The organism is Butyrivibrio sp. LB2008, assembly GCF_000621565.1.
Lineage (GTDB): Bacteria > Bacillota > Clostridia > Lachnospirales > Lachnospiraceae > Butyrivibrio.
This window is the reverse complement of record NZ_JHXZ01000009.1, coordinates 132,470-150,365: the sequence shown is the minus strand read 5'-3', so window position 1 is coordinate 150,365 and position 17,896 is coordinate 132,470. Positions and strand designations below refer to the sequence as shown.

Annotated in this window: 16 protein-coding genes and 1 tRNA gene; 1 reads left to right on the top strand and 16 read right to left on the bottom strand. The window is 40.4% G+C overall.

Translation table 11 applies throughout. The annotated features are described in order from the left end of the window. Window positions 1–14: 14 nt before the first annotated feature. The gene (locus T356_RS0100670; RefSeq protein WP_026512815.1) at window positions 15–341 is read right to left on the bottom strand and encodes a zf-HC2 domain-containing protein; all 327 of its coding nucleotides are present in this window, start codon (window positions 339–341) and stop codon (window positions 15–17) included. Window positions 342–490: 149 nt separating this feature from the next. Continuing rightward, on the bottom strand, window positions 491–1,579 hold the full coding sequence (locus T356_RS20020) for an HD-GYP domain-containing protein (RefSeq protein WP_051563051.1): 1,089 nt from the start codon (window positions 1,577–1,579) through the stop codon (window positions 491–493). A gap of 164 nt (window positions 1,580–1,743) precedes the next feature. Between T356_RS20020 and T356_RS0100660 the strand changes: the two genes are divergently transcribed. Further along, complete coding sequence (locus tag T356_RS0100660) at window positions 1,744–2,400, top strand: NUDIX hydrolase (protein WP_026512814.1); 657 nt, start codon at window positions 1,744–1,746, stop codon at window positions 2,398–2,400. Window positions 2,401–3,412: 1,012 nt separating this feature from the next. On the opposite strand, the gene T356_RS0100655 is transcribed toward T356_RS0100660, so the two are convergent. The 14 genes from T356_RS0100655 to T356_RS0100590 form a co-directional block, all read right to left on the bottom strand. Next, window positions 3,413–3,853 (bottom strand): GNAT family N-acetyltransferase, encoded by a 441-nt coding sequence (locus T356_RS0100655; protein WP_026512813.1) that lies wholly within the window; start codon window positions 3,851–3,853, stop codon window positions 3,413–3,415. 43 nt (window positions 3,854–3,896) lie between these two features. Continuing rightward, entirely contained in the window at window positions 3,897–4,766 is an 870-nt protein-coding gene (locus T356_RS0100650) for a hypothetical protein (protein WP_026512812.1), read from the bottom strand. Window positions 4,767–4,931: 165 nt separating this feature from the next. Further along, window positions 4,932–5,014 (bottom strand) — tRNA-Leu (locus tag T356_RS0100645). A 250-nt stretch (window positions 5,015–5,264) separates the two neighbouring features. Continuing rightward, window positions 5,265–6,917, bottom strand: coding sequence for a putative manganese-dependent inorganic diphosphatase (locus T356_RS0100640; protein WP_026512811.1), 1,653 nt, complete (start codon window positions 6,915–6,917; stop codon window positions 5,265–5,267). A 119-nt stretch (window positions 6,918–7,036) separates the two neighbouring features. After that, window positions 7,037–8,758, bottom strand: a complete 1,722-nt coding sequence (locus T356_RS0100635; RefSeq protein ID WP_026512810.1) for an ABC transporter ATP-binding protein — start codon at window positions 8,756–8,758, stop codon at window positions 7,037–7,039. Beyond that, window positions 8,755–10,479: an ABC transporter ATP-binding protein gene (locus T356_RS0100630; protein ID WP_026512809.1), complete on the bottom strand. Its 1,725-nt coding sequence runs from the start codon at window positions 10,477–10,479 to the stop codon at window positions 8,755–8,757. Before T356_RS0100630 ends, T356_RS0100635 begins: the two co-directional genes overlap by 4 nt. Window positions 10,480–10,501: 22 nt before the next feature. Beyond that, a complete protein-coding gene (locus T356_RS0100625) occupies window positions 10,502–11,833 on the bottom strand; it encodes an RsmF rRNA methyltransferase first C-terminal domain-containing protein (RefSeq protein WP_026512808.1) in 1,332 nt (443 codons plus the stop codon). A gap of 98 nt (window positions 11,834–11,931) precedes the next feature. Next, a complete protein-coding gene (gene rny, locus T356_RS0100620; RefSeq protein ID WP_026512807.1) occupies window positions 11,932–13,476 on the bottom strand; it encodes a ribonuclease Y in 1,545 nt (514 codons plus the stop codon). Between the two features lie 119 nt (window positions 13,477–13,595). Beyond that, the gene (locus T356_RS0100615) at window positions 13,596–14,213 is read right to left on the bottom strand and encodes a regulatory protein RecX (protein WP_026512806.1); all 618 of its coding nucleotides are present in this window, start codon (window positions 14,211–14,213) and stop codon (window positions 13,596–13,598) included. Next, window positions 14,214–15,287 (bottom strand): recombinase RecA, encoded by a 1,074-nt coding sequence (recA, locus tag T356_RS17920; protein ID WP_035780066.1) that lies wholly within the window; start codon window positions 15,285–15,287, stop codon window positions 14,214–14,216. A gap of 276 nt (window positions 15,288–15,563) precedes the next feature. Further along, window positions 15,564–16,100: a hypothetical protein gene (locus T356_RS20015; RefSeq protein ID WP_051563050.1), complete on the bottom strand. Its 537-nt coding sequence runs from the start codon at window positions 16,098–16,100 to the stop codon at window positions 15,564–15,566. 22 nt (window positions 16,101–16,122) lie between these two features. Then, the gene (locus T356_RS0100600) at window positions 16,123–16,521 is read right to left on the bottom strand and encodes a GerW family sporulation protein (protein ID WP_026512805.1); all 399 of its coding nucleotides are present in this window, start codon (window positions 16,519–16,521) and stop codon (window positions 16,123–16,125) included. A 28-nt stretch (window positions 16,522–16,549) separates the two neighbouring features. Then, complete coding sequence (locus tag T356_RS0100595; RefSeq protein WP_026512804.1) at window positions 16,550–17,512, bottom strand: hypothetical protein; 963 nt, start codon at window positions 17,510–17,512, stop codon at window positions 16,550–16,552. A gap of 21 nt (window positions 17,513–17,533) precedes the next feature. Beyond that, window positions 17,534–17,860, bottom strand: a complete 327-nt coding sequence (locus T356_RS0100590) for a hypothetical protein (RefSeq protein WP_035780064.1) — start codon at window positions 17,858–17,860, stop codon at window positions 17,534–17,536. Between the last annotated feature and the right edge of the window lie 36 nt (window positions 17,861–17,896).

The window sequence follows — 17,896 nt, the reverse complement described above, 5'->3', positions numbered from 1 at the left end:
AGAGTAAATATTTTTTATCTTAAAAACAGTGCGAGAAAAAGTGCTGTTCCTCCAAGAACCAGAACCACAGCCTGCAAAAGATAGCTTGAAATGACCAGATATTTTCTGGCAGTAAGTCTCTTGTTTGCATCAACTAATAGAGCATCAAGTTCATTTCGAAGATTGAAGGTATTACCGTCTTCAAGCCTCTTCATACCGACCCGAACCAAAAATTGAATGGTCAGTTCTTCCTTACAATCAGCGCAAGATTCAACATGACTAAGAAATTCGGATAGTTCACGGTTATCGAGATCATCCTCTAGAAATAATGGAATTAATTTATCCGCTTCTTTACAATTCATGTTCGGCTCCGCATAACAATATAAAAAATCTCAATATGTTGTACTATAAAGTGTTCTTAACAGCCATTTCTACAACATACAGAATACTACAAACATAATTCATTTACAATTATCTATTTGGCTCAGAAAACGCTAAATGAAGCTTTTTCTCAGATTACAGCAACAATTGAAAGGTTCTTGTCGGATGACAGATCGACATAATTCTCTCCGCATCTTACAACAGGGCGTGAAAGATGATCTGCATTTACAAATATAATCTCTCCCGTCTGGCCTGTATTAAGCATAACTCTGTTAGCAATAAATGTATTGGCGATATTGCCCAGGAATGTCATGATTACATTCGGTTCAAACTTGTTAATTCCTTCTTCCTCAAACTGCGATATCACAGAAAAAGGGCAGATGGGAGCTCTGTAGGTTCTTCTCGATGTCATCTCATCATATATATTTGAAACCGTCACGATTGAAACCACTGTGTCAATCTTATCTCCCTTGAGGTGGAGCGGATATCCCGAGCCGTCTCTAAACTCGTGGTGCATAAGGACACAATTTTTTATCCTCTGATCTATATCCTCATCCTTAATAAGCTCGTACCCCTTGGTAACATGCTCTCTCATCACTCTCTCTTCATATTCGGTGAGAGCTGCCTTCTTGTTCAGAAGTTCCGGAGGCATAAGCATCTTGCCTATATCATGGAGAAGTCCGCCTGCAGTCACAACCTGAATCACATCTTCGGGAAGTCTCATCCAGGTTGCAAGGGTATTGGCTATAAGAGAAACGTTCAAGCTGTGCATAAAGACCGCATCGCTGTTATCTCTAAGGTTATGGAGCATATCGAACACTCCGGCAGTACCTCCCGCCTCAACAAAAAGGTGGTATACAGGTTCTGTAAGTTTATCTATTTCAAGAGGCGCTCCGTCATTGGCTATCATCTTAAATGATTCTTCAAGCTTCTGCGCCTTCTCCTCAATATCATGTTTAAATCTGATAAAACTCTCTGAATTCTTGAGTTTCTCCGCATAAGACATAAAGTCTTCGGGCGATTTCTCAGGTTTTGCTTCAAGCACAACCGGCTTGTCATCTTCAACAAAAATATTATACAGGGAATGTGACTTGATCCTGAGTATATCTTTCTCATCAAGAACTGTCCCTTTTGCAAGGACAAGTCTGTCATCAATCGTATATATATTCTCCGAAACTATAAGTCCGGGCACAAGTTTGTCTACTGCCATTAATTTCATAAATTACACCGCCTCAATCAAGATTGCCTGAAATTCTCAAATATATACCAAATTATGTTTAAGATTATACATCAAAGAACACGTTCCTACGAAATATTATATCAGCAAATACCATATTTGTGATAAAATACATTGCGTAAAAAAAGGAAAAAAAGAGGTAATTTATGACCAATTTTGGGAAAAAACTCAACTGGGAGCTCTTAAACGAAGAACATGTCGTCCAAGATCAGTGGATCGACTTCAGAAGAAATACGTATAAACTTCCCGACGGGCAGACAATCTCGCCTGTATATAACTATTCAAAACACAGCTTTTCTCTTGTTGTCGCAACCGACACAGACGGAAACTTCATCTGCGTCCGCCAGTACAGGCACGGCATAAATGATATTGCTACAGAATTCCCCGCAGGAGGAATTGAATATGATAAAAAAGAGGAATCCAATCTTTCATCTGATTGTACAGAACAAGAATCAGATAATTCCTGCAAAACTTGCATTACCAAAGACAACATCATTGCATCCGAAGATGAAGCCTTTGAAGCCGCTAAACGTGAGCTTCGCGAAGAAACAGGCTATACTTCCGACAACTGGACTCATCTTCTCACAATTCCTGCAAATGCAACAATCTCAAACAGCAACGTACATATCTACTGCGCCACAGATTGCGTGAAAACCGCAACTCAGGAGCTTGACGCAACAGAATTCCTGAACGTCGTGAAGCTTAGTGAACCGGAGCTATTGTCTTCAATCTTCGGAGGCGACTTCAAACAAGCGCTGCACGTGCTCGCGTATTACTTATTCAAGGACAAATGTAAGAAATAAATCGTACCGAGCGTTACGACATTTAATTACACTGAAGCAAATAACAATTTAGGCAAGTGTCTTGGCAAGATGACTTTTGATCAATTACGAAGTGAAATAATTCAAGTATAAGGCGGAGGATTGAGTCGATGCGAGCATCGACGATTGACGACAACGCAGTACATGGATTATTTCACAAGTAATTTATCTAATTGTCACCTTGCCAAGACACTAGTAATAAAGTCAACTTATTTGATGACAATAGCACCAGCTTTAAAAACTGATCAGAAACTGATTCATATGATTTTTACGTAAAACTCTGATCGTAGAGTGAAATTTTGATTTGCGCCGCCTGCATACACTTCCTCACTTGCAGGTGATGCTTTTTTATTTGGAGAGGAAGCTATCAAATAAAAAAGCACCGCTATGGATTCGACCGATGCGCAGATGAATTATGCAAGCTAAAGCTTGCGCGAATCGGAGCGCAAAGAGTCGCGAGCGACTCTTTGTTCTTCTTCATACCGTACAAATGGTATGCACGGATTCTGTACGGTGTAAATTTCATTCTCTGCACCGTACACCCTGACTGCATTGATTCTGTACGGTGTGAATTTCATTCTCTGCACCGTACACCTTGACTGCATAGATTCTGTACGGTGTGAATTCCATTCTCTGCACCATACACCCTGACTGCATATATTCTGTACGGTGTGAATTTCATTCTCTGCACCGTACACCCTGACTGCATATATTCTGTACGGTGTGAATTTCATTCTCTGCACCGTACACCTTGACTGCATAGATTCTGTACGGTGTAAATTTCACTCTCTGCACCGTATACCTTGACTGCATAGATTCTGTACGGTGTGAATTCCATTCTCTGCACCGTACACCCTGACTGCATAGATTCTGTACGGTGTGAATTCCATTTTCTGCACCGTACACCCTGACTGCATAGATTCTGTACGGTATAAAATTTATTTTTTGCACCGCACGCTTTGTCCTCGCAGGCTCTGTGCGGTGCACATAAAAATCAATCCAGCCTCATATCAAACGCTTTTTTTGATGTTCCGTTAAATCCCTTATTCTCATAAAACCGGTGTGTCTCCGTACGAGACGTTCCGCTTTGCAATATTGCCTTGTAGCAATGATGTTCCTTAGCAAATGCAATAGCCATATCTATTACTTTGGAAGCCAATCCGCGATTTCTATATTCTTTATCCGTGACCACATTCTCAATAAAACATATCCCTCTGCTGCCGCGAGTCAGATTTGGTATGTAAACAGCATAGCAAGTTGATACAACTTTGCCATCATCAATTGCGCCAAAGTATTGAATGTTGGAATTATCTTCTATTTCATCCCAACCCTTTTTGCTCTGTTCAAAAGAACACTGATCATCGTTCTCGTCAAGCTGACGATATAATTCAAGCAATGACGGCAGATCTGAAACGGTTAGCTTTCTAAATTCCATAACACTTATATCCTTTCATTGCACAATATTTGTCACAATAACATTATCTCTCAAAAAGATATATTGTTACATCTATTCCGATATCTAAGCTAGGATCACCTTCAAGCTCCTTATATGGCAAGCCTCCAAAATCAAATATCTGATTCAGGTCTCCCTCAGTGTTGTAAAGATAGATAGTATATCTTGTTCCTGATGTCGAATAATATGACTTATAAAAAGGGCGTTCCCGCTCATCATAATAAACTGTTCCCGAAGAATTATATGTTCCATGCTCCTTCGGATCTGCACTATACTCGACTTTCACTATTTTATTATTATCTTTAACATATGTTTTCTCTTGGTAATCCAATAACGGCTTAATTGAATCAAAAAGATCGTATTTCTCGCCATTAAGCGAATACACTTCATCAAAAATCTCATCGCCCTTCTTTGATGAATCATATTTAGCCTCTACAATCGCATCATCAGGCGAATACTTAAAACCATACACATATTTGAGATACCCTGCATCATTCTCACTAAAAGACACCACAAAAACATTTTTTCCGTCAGATGACCCTTTTAAAATTTTAGCATCAGCTTCTTCGATAACATCGAAACTATCAGATTCTGTATAGAAATATGCCAAAAAAGCCTCTTCCGATTCAGAATCCGTTATCACCGAATACACCCCATTTTGCAATGACAGATCATCCTCATAATCATATAAGTCGCATAAACTTATACATTTCACTGTTCTATAAGTATCCTGAATGTCCTTTTCTTCTGGATTTTCCTTCTGTTTTTCCTTAACAGCGCTTGTTTCAGTGTCATCCGTAACATTCTCTCCAGAATTAATGACACACCCTCTCAAAAACATTGCAAGAACTAAAAAACTTCCAATCAGCAAAAAAGCTACTTTTCTATTCTTCACCTATATGCTCTATCCCTTTCGAATATTTCCACATGCACTATTACATCTAACATATAGTTTTTATTATATTTTTTAGACTTGAATTCTAAATTCAAAACCACGAAAAAGCCGATAACCACGCGCCTTTGAATCGAATCGCGTTAGTTATCGGCTTCATCAAATTAGTGCCGGCAGTGGGACTTGAACCCACACGTGGTTACCCACAACAGATTTTGAGTCTGCATCGTCTGCCATTCCGACATGCCGGCATTCTTAGCTGCACCTCTGGCGACGTACAGCTTTATTACTATATCATAGAGAAAATTTATAATCAAGAGGCTTATTTATTATTTATTGCAAAAATAAGCAATATTATCAATTAGCCGAATTCGCAAAAATCTCTTTTCGCATTTTAAAATACCCTTCATTCAGGCACACAAATACAACAATCACAAATGCAAAAAATCAAGTACGGCTAATCCTCTGCCATTACAAAACCTTCAAATCACAATACGATCATCAATTCTGTATTGCTTCTACAATCGCAGGAAGCAGCTGCTTCTTACGGGATACAACACCAGGAAGCGTTGCTTTATCTCCCGTTACATTAATGCCGAAAGCACTGTTGATCGTATACTGTGACTTGGCACCGGTGAAAAGAACTTCCGATGACTCATCAACTATATTGGTAAGCATAAAGAAAAGCATATCAAGGCCATCGTCTTCTGCTGCCTTTTTGAGCTCAGGCTCCACCTTTTCTTTTATTTCAAGAAGTTCTTCAAAACTCATGGAATTGATCTGACCTATTCCGATATTCATATCATCGACGGTAAACTTCTTGAAATCCTGATGAAGAATCTCACTTGCAGTCTTACTGCTTAAGTTTGAACCGGCATGGAACATCTCTTTTGCAAACTCTTCATAGTTAACGCCTGCAATCGCAGCCAGTTCCTCTCCGGCTTTCTTATCAATCTCCGTACATGTAGGTGACCTAAACATAAGCGTATCAGAAAGAATCGCGGCAAGAAGAAGGCCCGCCGTAGTTTTATCAAGTTTAACACCATACTCTTTGTACATGAGATATATTATCGTGCATGTCGAGCCAAGAGGCTGATTTCTGAAAAAAACAGGTCCCGAAGTTTCTATTGTACGAAGTCTGTGGTGATCTATGATTTCCAGAATATCTGCAGAATCCGCACCGTTTACAGCCTGATTCTTTTCATTGTGATCTACAAGAATAAGCTGTTTCTTTTTGGCACCGAGGAAATTTCTACGGCTGATCATTCCTACATAATGCTCGTTCTTATCAAGGACAGGGAAATATCTGTGCCTCATCGAAGCCATTACTTCCTGAATATCCTCGATGTAGTCATCCATATGGAAACATACGACATTATCTTTTTTCATAACATAGCTTATCGGCATACTCTGGTTGATAAGCCTTGCCACAACAAAAGTATCATGCGGTGTTGTGATGATCTTAGTTCCGTGCTCTCTTGCCTGATTTTGAATGGTCTTTGCAACTTCAGCTCCCTCGCAGACAATGATGCATCCGGCATTCATCTCAATCGCACACAGCTGTGTTTCATATCTGTTTCCGAGTATTACAACATCGCCCTCTTCGATCAGGTTTTCCATCATCTCGGGACTTGCAGCCGCAATAACAACTTTTCCCTTATCGAGAGTATCTTCGATGTCTCCGACAATAAGCTCACCGTCCAAAGTTTCAACAATGTTCTCGTAGGATGTCTTGGCCAAAGACAATATTCCGGGATCGATAACATCCATGTAAGTCTCAACGATATCATTGGTCGTTATTATTCCGCTGACTTCGTCATTTTCGGTAACGCACAGAGTTACAACCTCGGCGTCACGCATTTCAGCCCAGGCTTTCTTAAGAGAATGGTCTGCTCCTATTCCGTCGAGCATCCTGATCTCCATATCTCTTACTTGTGTCCTGACATCCTTAATGTAAACGGGAACCTGCACACCAAAATGAGAAAGCACAAACTGTGTTTCCTCATTTATGTGTCCTGCTCTTCCCGCAATATATTCATCACCCGTTATTTTACTTTTAAGCTTCGCATAGGTTATTGCAGCGCAGATTGAATCCGTATCGGGATTCTTGTGTCCAATAACAAAAACAGGTCTCTTTATTTTCTTTTTTCTCATATATGCCCCTCATTGAATCTTTTTGAATAGATGTTGAATTATACATCCATTTCCATTCTAGCACAAGGTTGACATAATACGCTTTTGTTTTTTGGCATATCCAAATCTTATTCAATTCCTTATGCAAACTGGCTGTTGTATAGTTCGTGGTAGAAGCCTTTCTTGTTAAGAAGCTCTTCATGTTTGCCTTGTTCAAGGATGTGTCCGTCCTTCATAACAAGAATTACGTCCGCTTCAACAATCGTTGATAATCTGTGTGCAACAATAAAGCTCGTTCTGCCCTTCATCATCTTATTGAAGGCTCGCTGTATTCTCATCTCCGTATGAGTATCAATTGATGATGTGGCTTCATCAAGGATCAGCATTGGCGGGATATTAAGCATAACTCTTGTAATGCACAAAAGCTGTTTCTGTCCCTGCGAAAGATTTCCTCCATTCTCTGAAATAACAGTATCATATCCTTCGGGCAACTTCTTGATAAAGCTGTGCGCGTGAGTTGCCTTAGCCGCAGCAATTACCTCATCATCACTGAAATCTTTTCTTCCGAGAGTAATATTATCCCTTATCGTACCGTGCCTAAGCCAGGTTTCCTGAAGGACCATACCGAAATTATCCCTAAGATCAAGCCTCTTGACATCCCTGATATCATATCCGTCAATCTTGATGCTTCCCCTGTCAACATCATAAAATCTCATAAGCAGGTTGATAAGCGTCGTCTTTCCGCTTCCCGTAGGTCCTACTATCGCAACTCTCTGACCTTTGACAATATTAAGGTCAAGATCTTCTATAAGCTTCTTATTCTTATCATATGAAAAAGAAACATCTTTGATATCAACGACGCCTTCAGCGGTAAACTTCTCGGGCGCAGACTTTTTATCCTTTTCTTCGCTCTTTTCCTCAATAAGATCAAATACCCTCTTAGCGCAGGCAAGCGCATTCTGAAGTTCAGTCACGACTCCCGAGATTTCATTAAAAGGCTTCGTATACTGATTTGCATAGCTTAAAAAGATCGTAAGTCCGCCCACGGTCATTCCGCCACTGATGCACGCAAAAGCTCCGAAAAGAGCAACAAATGCATATACAAGGTTATTTATAAATCTTGTTCCGGGGTTAGTTATCGCCGAAACAAAAACTGCCTTAACAGAAGCGTCTTCTAACTTGCCATTTACCTCATCAAAATATTCCATGTTCTCATCTTCATGCGCAAATGCCTTTACAACCTGAAGATTACCGATCATCTCATCGACAAACGAAGTCTGATCCGCTCTGGCTTCACTCTGAATCTTGAATAGCTTGAACGACTTATCTGCGATAACTCTTGCAACAATAAGCGAAAGCGGTGTGAGCGCAACTACAACTATCGCAATCCTGAAGCTTAAATAAAACATGAACACAAGCGTGAAAAGAATCGTCACTATACCAGTAAAAAGCTGGGTAAATCCCATCAGCAGTCCATCAGCAAAAAGATCTATATCTGCAACTATCCTGCTCACCACTTCTCCTGTCTGCACTTTATCAAGATACTCAAAGGGCAGTGTCTGAAGCTTGTCAAAAGCTTCCGCCCTAACATCTCTTACAACTTTAAAAGTAATGACATTATTCGCCTTATTCATCACCCACTGACAAATCGCAGTGATCACGATTGCCACAAACATCCTGACAAGGATAGGCACTAACAGCTTGCCACCGTCGATGGTAAGATTATCAATCGCCTTACCCGCAAGGATTGGAATATACAAAGCAAGTGCAGCAGTTATCACAGCAAGTATCAGCGACAAAAATACAAGTCCGCGATATTTGCCCGCATAATGAAGCACTTTTCTGAGAGTCCCTTTCTTCATACCGCTCCCTCCTTCTTGTACTGAGATTCATATATTTCTTTGTAAAGCTCACAAGTTTCAAGGAGAGTATCATGTGTACCCATTCCAACAACAGCGCCGTTTTCAAGAACAATTATCTTGTCGCAGTCGTGAACCGCAGACGTTCTCTGAGACACAATAAAAGTAGTCGGTGTATCTTCCATCTCGCCGATAGCTTTTCTGAGATTCTTATCCGTAAGAAAATCAAGTGCCGAAGCCGAATCATCAAGAATAAGTATCTCCGGCTTTCTGACAAGGGCTCTGGCTATTGTAAGCCTCTGTTTCTGGCCGCCCGAGAAATTCTTTCCTCCCTGCGATACCATATGATCCAGGCCACTCTCTTTTCCCTTAACTATCTCATCAGCCTGGGCTATACGAAGAGCCTCATATATTTCTTCATCTGTAGCATCATTCTTACCCCAGCGCATATTATCTCTGATCGTCCCGTGGAAAAGAACTGCTTTCTGCGGCACAATGCCGATTCGCTCTCTGAGTGCTTCAAGCTTGTATTCTTTGACATTTTTGCCATCAATTATCACATTTCCTTCCCTGGTATCATAGAACCTCGGAATCAGATTGATAAGCGTAGACTTTCCGCTTCCTGTACCTCCGATAATTCCGATTCTTTCTCCTCTTTTTACAGAGAGATTTATCTTTTCAAGCGAATCTTCGCTGTCTCCCTCATATCTCATAAATACATTGTCAAAGACAACATGCTCCGTAGTCTCTTCAAACACATCATCACTTCCGTCAACCATAGAACTCCTAAGCTCAATAAGTTCCTGCACCCTGTTACCAGAAGCAATTGCCTTGGTAATTGTAAGAATAAGATTGGCAAGCTTAATTAGCTCGATAAGTATCTGCGACATATAATTATAAAGAGCTACGATTTCGCCCTGTGTAAGGTCTCCAATCTCAACATAGAACCTGCCTCTGTAGATCAGATAAAGAATTGCCAGATTAAGTATCGCAAATGTAACAGGATTCATGAGCGCAGATACTCCGCCAACAAAGCTTTGAAGCTGCATTAGCGCATCATTACTCTTATGGAACTTATTCTTTTCTTCATTCTCAAGACCAAAAGCCCTGATAACTCTGACACCGGTGTGATTCTCTCTTGTAAGTCTGAGTACTGTATCAAGTCTTCCCTGTATCTCGCTGTATTTAGGGATGCTCCATCCCATGATCGCACCGACAACCGCAAACAGCAGTATTATTGTCACAAGGAAAATAAGCGCCATTCTGGCATCAATGATAAATGCCATGAACATAGCACCAAAAACTATGAATGGCGATCTTAAAAGAAGCCTTATCGTAAGATTAACACCCTGCTGAACCTGATTTATATCACTCGTCATCCTGGTCATCATTGCAGATGTACCAATCCTGTCCATATCAGAAAATGACAGTGACTGTATATTGTCAAAAAGAGCTCTCTTAACCTTCTTGGCAAATCCGGACGCAGCTTTTGCAGCAAAGAACTGCGCCGTGATCGCACTTATGCAACCAACAACGCACAAAAGGATAAGTATCATGCACATTTTAATTACATGTGACTTATCCCCTGCCTTAATTCCGTTATCTATCATAGAAGCAATAACAAATGGAACCAAAAGTTCAAAAGACGCCTCCAAGAGCTTAAACAGCGGTCCCAATACTATCTCTTTTTTGTATCCCTTAAGATATGCAAGAAGTTTTTTCATTTTTGATCTTATCCTTCTATTTTTAATAATTGATCCTAAGCCCTTTAGGATAGTGATTTTTGAGCATACCGCCCGCTTCCTTCGCCCAACCGATGCTATAGTCGTCGGTCGTTACAAGACACCAGCCCTTATTACCCGCGCGCGATACACGAAGCGTCTGTCCGTTAAGATATTGTCTGATATTGTCATCATCAGATGCAATCTCATACGTAAGCTTAACATCCTCCGGATTTAAGAACAGCGCCAGCGCATGTGACGGCTCAAATCTCTCCTTTTTAAGCGTTCCGAGATGAAGCCCCGGCCTCAACACCTTAAGCCCCTCAAACGAAGGCATATCCTTCGGAGCAAGATACATCTGATCGCCAAACATAAAAATGACCTTGCCATCAACAAGTCTCTTATCTGTATCGCCGGCAAAAGTTTCCTTCATAAACGTCTCAAAAACCTTTATCTGCTCTTTTCTTGCAGGAACTATTCTGCCACCGGGCACATAGCTGTTCTTTACAGAAATATTCTCTCCGTCCCTTTTAAGAACGCACAGAAAATGTCCTTCACCCTTCACTTCATGCGGGAAGAGTCTCTTCATAAGTTCGCATTTAAAGTCATCATGTCTTTCCAAAAAAGCTTCAATATTATCCTCATTCTCCTCTTTAGAAAAAGTACATGTCGAATATACAAGCGTGCCACCCGGAACAAGCATCTTAGCAGCATTATCAAGTATCTCAGCCTGTCTCTTAGCGCAAAGAAGAACATTCTCAACGCTCCATTCATCGGTGGCATTGTCATTCTTTCTAAACATACCCTCGCCCGAGCAAGGAGCATCTACCAATATTTTATCAAAATAACCGTAAAAAAAGTCAGCCAAATGTTCTGACGACTCATTTAATACCATGGCATTCTCTATGCCAAGTCTCTCTATATTCAAAGACAGTATCTTTGCTCTGTCCTTATTTATCTCATTCGTAAGTAAAAGTCCTTTTCCTTCAAGCTTACAAGCTATCTGTGTGGACTTACCACCGGGTGCAGCGCAAAGGTCCAGGATCTTATCTCCCGGTTTCGGATCAAGGAAATGAACAGGTGCCATAGCACTTGGCTCCTGAATATAATAAAGCCCCGCCTCATGGTAGGGGTGTTTTCCCGGCGCAAAAGATGCATCATAATAAAATCCCGTTTCTTCCCACGGAACCTGCTCTGTTATACAATCGAGCTTATCTTTAAAATCATCATGAACTTTTAAAGTATTGATCCTCAAAGCATGATATCTGTTATCAGCTTCAAATGTCTCAATGAAAAGCTCATAATCTTTGTCACCTAAAAGGTCCTTCATTCTGTTTTTAAATTCAACCGGCAACATAATATAACAAGTTCTCCTACTCTACTAAAAAGAGGCTATCTTGCTTTCGCAAAATAGCCTCTCCACTACATTTACCCAATAATTGTTCAGAAACAGCATTACTTAGCGTAATCAGTTGCTCGACTCTCTCTTATGATATTAACCTTGATCTGTCCGGGATATTCCATTTCATCCTCAATCTTCTTAGCAATATCACGAGCCATAAGTATCATGTCTGAATCTGAAACCTGCTCAGGAACAACCATTACTCTGACTTCTCTGCCGGCTTGAATAGCAAAAGAGTGATCAACGCCCTTAAAGCTATTGGTAATATCTTCGAGTTCTTTAAGTCTAGATGTGTAAGTTTCAAGAGTCTCTCTTCTTGCACCGGGTCTTGCTGATGAAATTGTATCAGCAGCCTGAACAAGAATAGCAATGAGTGACTGGGGCTCAACATCTCCATGATGAGCTTCCACTGCGTTAATAACAGTCTGTGATTCCTTGTACTTTCTACAAATATCTACACCAAGCTGGATATGTGAGCCTTCAAGCTCATGATCGACAGCTTTTCCAATATCATGCAAAAGTCCTGCTCTCTTTGCAACTCTGACATCGAGACCGAGTTCCGATGCCAATAGTCCACATAACTGAGCAACCTCTACAGAATGCTTCAAGCAGTTCTGGCCGTAACTTGTTCTAAATTTCATACGGCCGAGAATCTTGATAACTTCCGGATGGAGGCCGTGAACACCGGCTTCTATGGCAGCATTTTCACCTTCTTCTTTGATCTTGGCAGCAACTTCTTTCTGTGCCTTCTCGACCATCTCTTCAATCCTGGCGGGATGAATACGACCGTCAACGATCAATTTCTCCAGTGCAATGCGCGCAACCTCACGACGGATGGGATCAAATCCCGAAATAACTACAGCTTCAGGTGTGTCATCAATAATAAGATCAACACCGGTCATTGTCTCAAGAGTTCTGATATTTCTTCCCTCTCGGCCGATGATTCTACCCTTCATCTCATCATTGGGAAGCTGAACAACGGAAATTGTTGTTTCGGAGACGTGATCAGCGGCACAACGCTGAATCGCGTTAACAACGATTTCTTTCGCCTTCTTATCAGCTTCTTCCTTAGCTTCAGCTTCCATGGTCTTAATCATGACAGCTGACTCATGTTTCACATCATCTTCGACAATTTTCAAAAGATACTCTTTAGCCTGCTCGGAGGTTAAGCCAGAGATTTTCTCAAGTTCCTGTACCCTCTGTTCGTTAAGCTTAGTAACCTCTTCATTCTTCTTGTTTAAAGCGTCCTCTCTCGCATTTAAACTTTGCTCTTTCCTTTCGATCGCTTCAGATCGTTTCTCGACGTTTTCCTCTTTCTGCTGAATACGCCTCTCTGTACGCTGGACTTCATTTCTTCTGTCTCGTACTTCTTTCTCGAGTTCATTACGTGTTTTAAGTGCCTCTTCCTTTACTTCAAGAAGTTTCTCACGCTTCGTTTCTTCGGCAGTCTTGAGTGCTTCGTCAATAATTTTTCTTGCCCTCTCTTCAGCGCTTCCGATTTTTCCCTCTGTTACCTTTTTCTGATAAGCAGATGAGATAATCCAAGTCAAAATCGCAGAAAGAACAAGAGTTACTGCTGCAACTATAACAGTAGTCATTACAGGAGCACCTCCTTATTCAATTTTCATTGTACAATATTTTGTATAGTATGCATCAAAAACACACACTTAAATACAATTTTACAACACTTAAATTTTACATTCTATAAAACACAGTGTCAAGTTATTCCGCTGTCCATCGCCTTTTTTATCGCAGAAACATCGTAACCGCGGCGCATTAAAAAAGCAATAAGTTTTTGTTTTTCTTTATGGTCAAACGTTTGCGCGTCATATTTTTTCTTAATCAGTAAGTTTTTGATCTGCGAAATTTCGATATCTTCTCCTTCTTCCGAATATAATTCCTCAAGTTTTTCATGAATAATATCCTTGGAAATGCCCTTATTCATAAGATCCATGATTATCCTGTTCTTACTCCTCACAGACATATGATAAGTTATATAATCGCAGGCATATCTTTCATCATCAAGATATCTGTAAGATTTGACATAATCTATCGCAGTGTCAATGCAGTCTTCCGGATACAAGCCGTCAGAGAGCTTGTCTCTGAGCTGTTTTTCGGTATAGTCCTTTTTTTGCAATAAATTCATAGCGCGGAGCTTCGCCCTTTTAGGGAGAAGTCCGCACTTAATCTCATCATATTTATTGTCGGAGAGCTCATTTCCGACTTTTATATCGAAATCTCTGAGCTCACCGTTATATAAAACAAAAGCAAATTCACCATCTATAAATACTTTGGATCTCTTCTTGTCCAATGCACATATATCAGAAATAATCATTTATTTTGCTGCCTTAGTCTTCTTTGGTGCTGCTTCCTCGGTCGCCTTCTCGCCGGCCTTCTTAGATGCAGTTACATCTACGGGAAGATTGTAATATGCTCTTACCTTAGAATCTATATCTGCAAGAATCTCAGGGTTGTTCTCAAGATACAACTTAGCATTCTCACGTCCCTGTCCGATCTTCTCGCCATTGTACTGATACCATGCTCCGCTCTTGTTAACGATATCAACGCTTGCGGCAAGATCGAGAATATCTCCCGTAATAGAGATTCCTTTACCGAACATGATGTCAAACTCTGCCTCTTTGAAAGGAGGAGCAATCTTATTCTTAACAACCTTAACTCTTGTTCTGTTACCTGTATTCTCACCATTCTGCTTGATTGCTTCAATACGACGAACATCCATACGAACAGATGAATAGAACTTAAGTGCACGTCCACCGGTCGTTGTCTCGGGATTACCGAACATGATACCAACCTTCTCTCTGAGCTGGTTGATAAATATTACAGTACAGTTAGACTTGCTGATAACGGCTGTAAGCTTACGAAGAGCCTGAGACATAAGTCTAGCCTGAAGTCCGACATGAGAATCTCCCATGTCTCCGTCAATCTCTGCCTTGGGAACAAGTGCTGCAACAGAGTCAACTACTACGATATCAATAGCGCCTGAACGAACCATTGTCTCTGTGATCTCAAGAGCCTGCTCACCGCTGTCGGGCTGTGAAATATAAAGATTATCTACATCAACTCCGATGTTCTTGGCATATACAGGATCAAGTGCGTGCTCTGCGTCGATAAATCCTGCAATTCCGCCTCTCTTCTGAACTTCAGCGATCATGTGAAGTGTGACCGTTGTCTTACCACTGGACTCAGGTCCGTATATCTCAACAATTCTTCCCTTAGGGATTCCGCCAAGTCCAAGTGCTATATCAAGGCTGAGTGATCCTGTTGGAATTGTCTCTATATTCATAGTATCCGATGAATCACCAAGCTTCATAACAGCGCCCTTACCAAACTGCTTCTCAATCTGACCAAGTGCTGCTTCAAGTGCTTTTTGTTTTTCTTCTCTCTCCATACGAGTCTCCTTTTCTAGAACATCTGTTCTAACTAGAAATTATAATAAAACAAACGTTCGTTCTTGTCAATGTTTTAATTTTTGATTATTTAATTTTTCTTTTTTGGAATCTATGGCGAAAATGCCATCATACACGTTTTGTCGAACCGTAAAATCCCGTTCTGACAAATATCCCCGAAAACATATACAAGTCATTGCTCACAGACGGAACAATGACTTGTTTACATTATCATATATTGCGATAACAAACAACTTAAGATTTTATGAAGACTATATTTAGTTAATCATGCTAACGTCATATCGTCTACACAATTCACTGTACTCCTGATTAATAAGCTGAACCATGCCCTGGTCACCGCTTATATTATCGGGATGAAAAATCTTCATCAGATCTTTATATCTCTTTTTAAGAGCAAGTGCACTGTTGACTCCTCTGAATAAAAAATCAACCGCATCATACTCATTTTCTCTCTGGTAAGCTTTCTCCCTCTCAAGTCTGATAAACTCGTTCTGCAGCTTTTTCTTGTCATCATTAAGCTGATCAAAGCCATTATTAAGAATCTTTAGCCTCTGCTCAAAGAGTGCCTGATCGTTATCAAGGCGTCTCGTCGCTGTTTCAAGCTTTCTCTCAGCTGCGTCCACTCTGTTTTTAAAAGAAATCTCATCAGCCTCAAGTTTTGCATACCTGTCGGAAAGCGAACTTTCCTGATTCTCAAGTCTTACACTTTCTTTAAAAAGCCAAAGTCTGAGCTCAGCAAGCTCATCCTTCGTCCCATTAAGGATAATGTCTTCAATTTCTCTCTTGTTTTCCATTAGGACCCCCCTAGCCTAAGACTTACTCTTCCTTCCTCTCCTCGGGAAAAGCAATGTCTACTGCCGCGTTATCATCCATCATGTTATCATCTTTTTTGGAAAAACGATCCACAATATCAGGCACGAGATCCAGAACCTTGGTTATTGCATCTTGGTTCTTGATATTAACTAGTTTAGTAGATCCATCCTTGATTACCAATACAGCGCTCGGCGACATCTTTGCACAAAATCCGCCTGTACCGCCGTTCTTCTTGTCAGCGTTGCTTGAACCTGCCCCAACACCAAACGAAACGTCAACAAGTGGTAAGATCACTGTGTCATCAACCTTAGTAGCCTCTCCCACGACAGTCTTAGTCGCAAGAATTGAATTCATACCTTTAAGCAGCGAGTCAACCACGCTGCCAAAATTGTTGTCTCCCATTCACTCCTCCGGGCGATAAAGAATTGCCTTATGAATTCATTATCTTCTTGAATCTGTTTATTACTTTTTTTACATCCTTGTTAAAATAACAAACCGCAATACAATAAATAACCGTAAAAACAGTTATGTGTCCCTTGAGATCCAAATCCGCGCCGAGCGCCCTGTTCTCAAAATCAGGTGTAAACTTAAGTTTGTCATATAACACCGGATATAAAATTCCGTAAACAGACATAAGCTCCGCTTCAGTCGCCGAATCCCCCATTCCCAAATACAGCTCTATTCTGCTCTTATCGGGAAGGATCATTTTTAAGAGTCGTATCAGCTTGTCCTTTACAAGGCTGTAAGCCCTCTTGAAAATATCATTTTCCAGAGTACTTTTTATCATTCTTATCTTATCACAAACTCTAGATATTGTATATCGATTTTTTTCAAACACACGTTTTGGCATTTTTATCAGTTCCAAAGCCGTTTCAGCGACTTTTTTTAACTTGTCGAAAAATGTCTCATCGTCATCGATATTAAGTTTTTCTTCTGTTATTACATTTACTTCTTGATTTAATTCCGTATTTTCTTTTTCTATCGGCTCAACCCGCGAAATATTTGTTTCATCCAAGTTATCTTTTTCTGTAACAGATAATTCACTGTCGCCAAACTTTTCGCCTGACTTTTCATCATTATATTTTTCTTTTATCTTCTTTTCTTTTCGCGGAAAGATCTTTATTCCAAATACTCTTATGACAAATTCCGGTCTCTTCGGATACAAAAACTTACCCGAAAGGATATGTAAAAGCCATGAAAACTTTACGGACAAAAAAACCTTATCCTTATCTACTCCCTCCCCTTCCTTAAAAACAGTCTCGGGATAATTACCCTTGATCCTGTATCTTATTGGAACAAAGAGCACCAGAAGAACAAGCAATATAGCAATAAGAAGCACAATAGCCAGCACAATGCAGGCCACCTTCAAAATCGATAAAAAAACCGCCAACATAAACTTCTCCGTTATGATTTATTATTTTTTGTCCAGATAATCCAGCAGCCTTCCGGCCTTCCCCACTTTCTGCGCCTCATCGGAGATTCTGACCACGATATCAAGCGCCTCGGAATAACCTGAAGCAATTCCGTACACATATGCCGGATGTTCTTTGTAATACATCTGAGATAAAAATGCATTGTGAATGATCTCAAGCTGGTCGGTCCCGTTGGTTGCCCTCACCACGCAAAAGATCGTAAGCTGCTTCTTCCTGTGGCAAAGACGCCATTTAACCAGATTTTTGTATTTGATACTATCATCCCAATAAAGATTCTTATAAAATTTACAGAATCCATTTTTTGTCATAAATATAGCTCCCCAGGATAAATGAATTGACCTTAA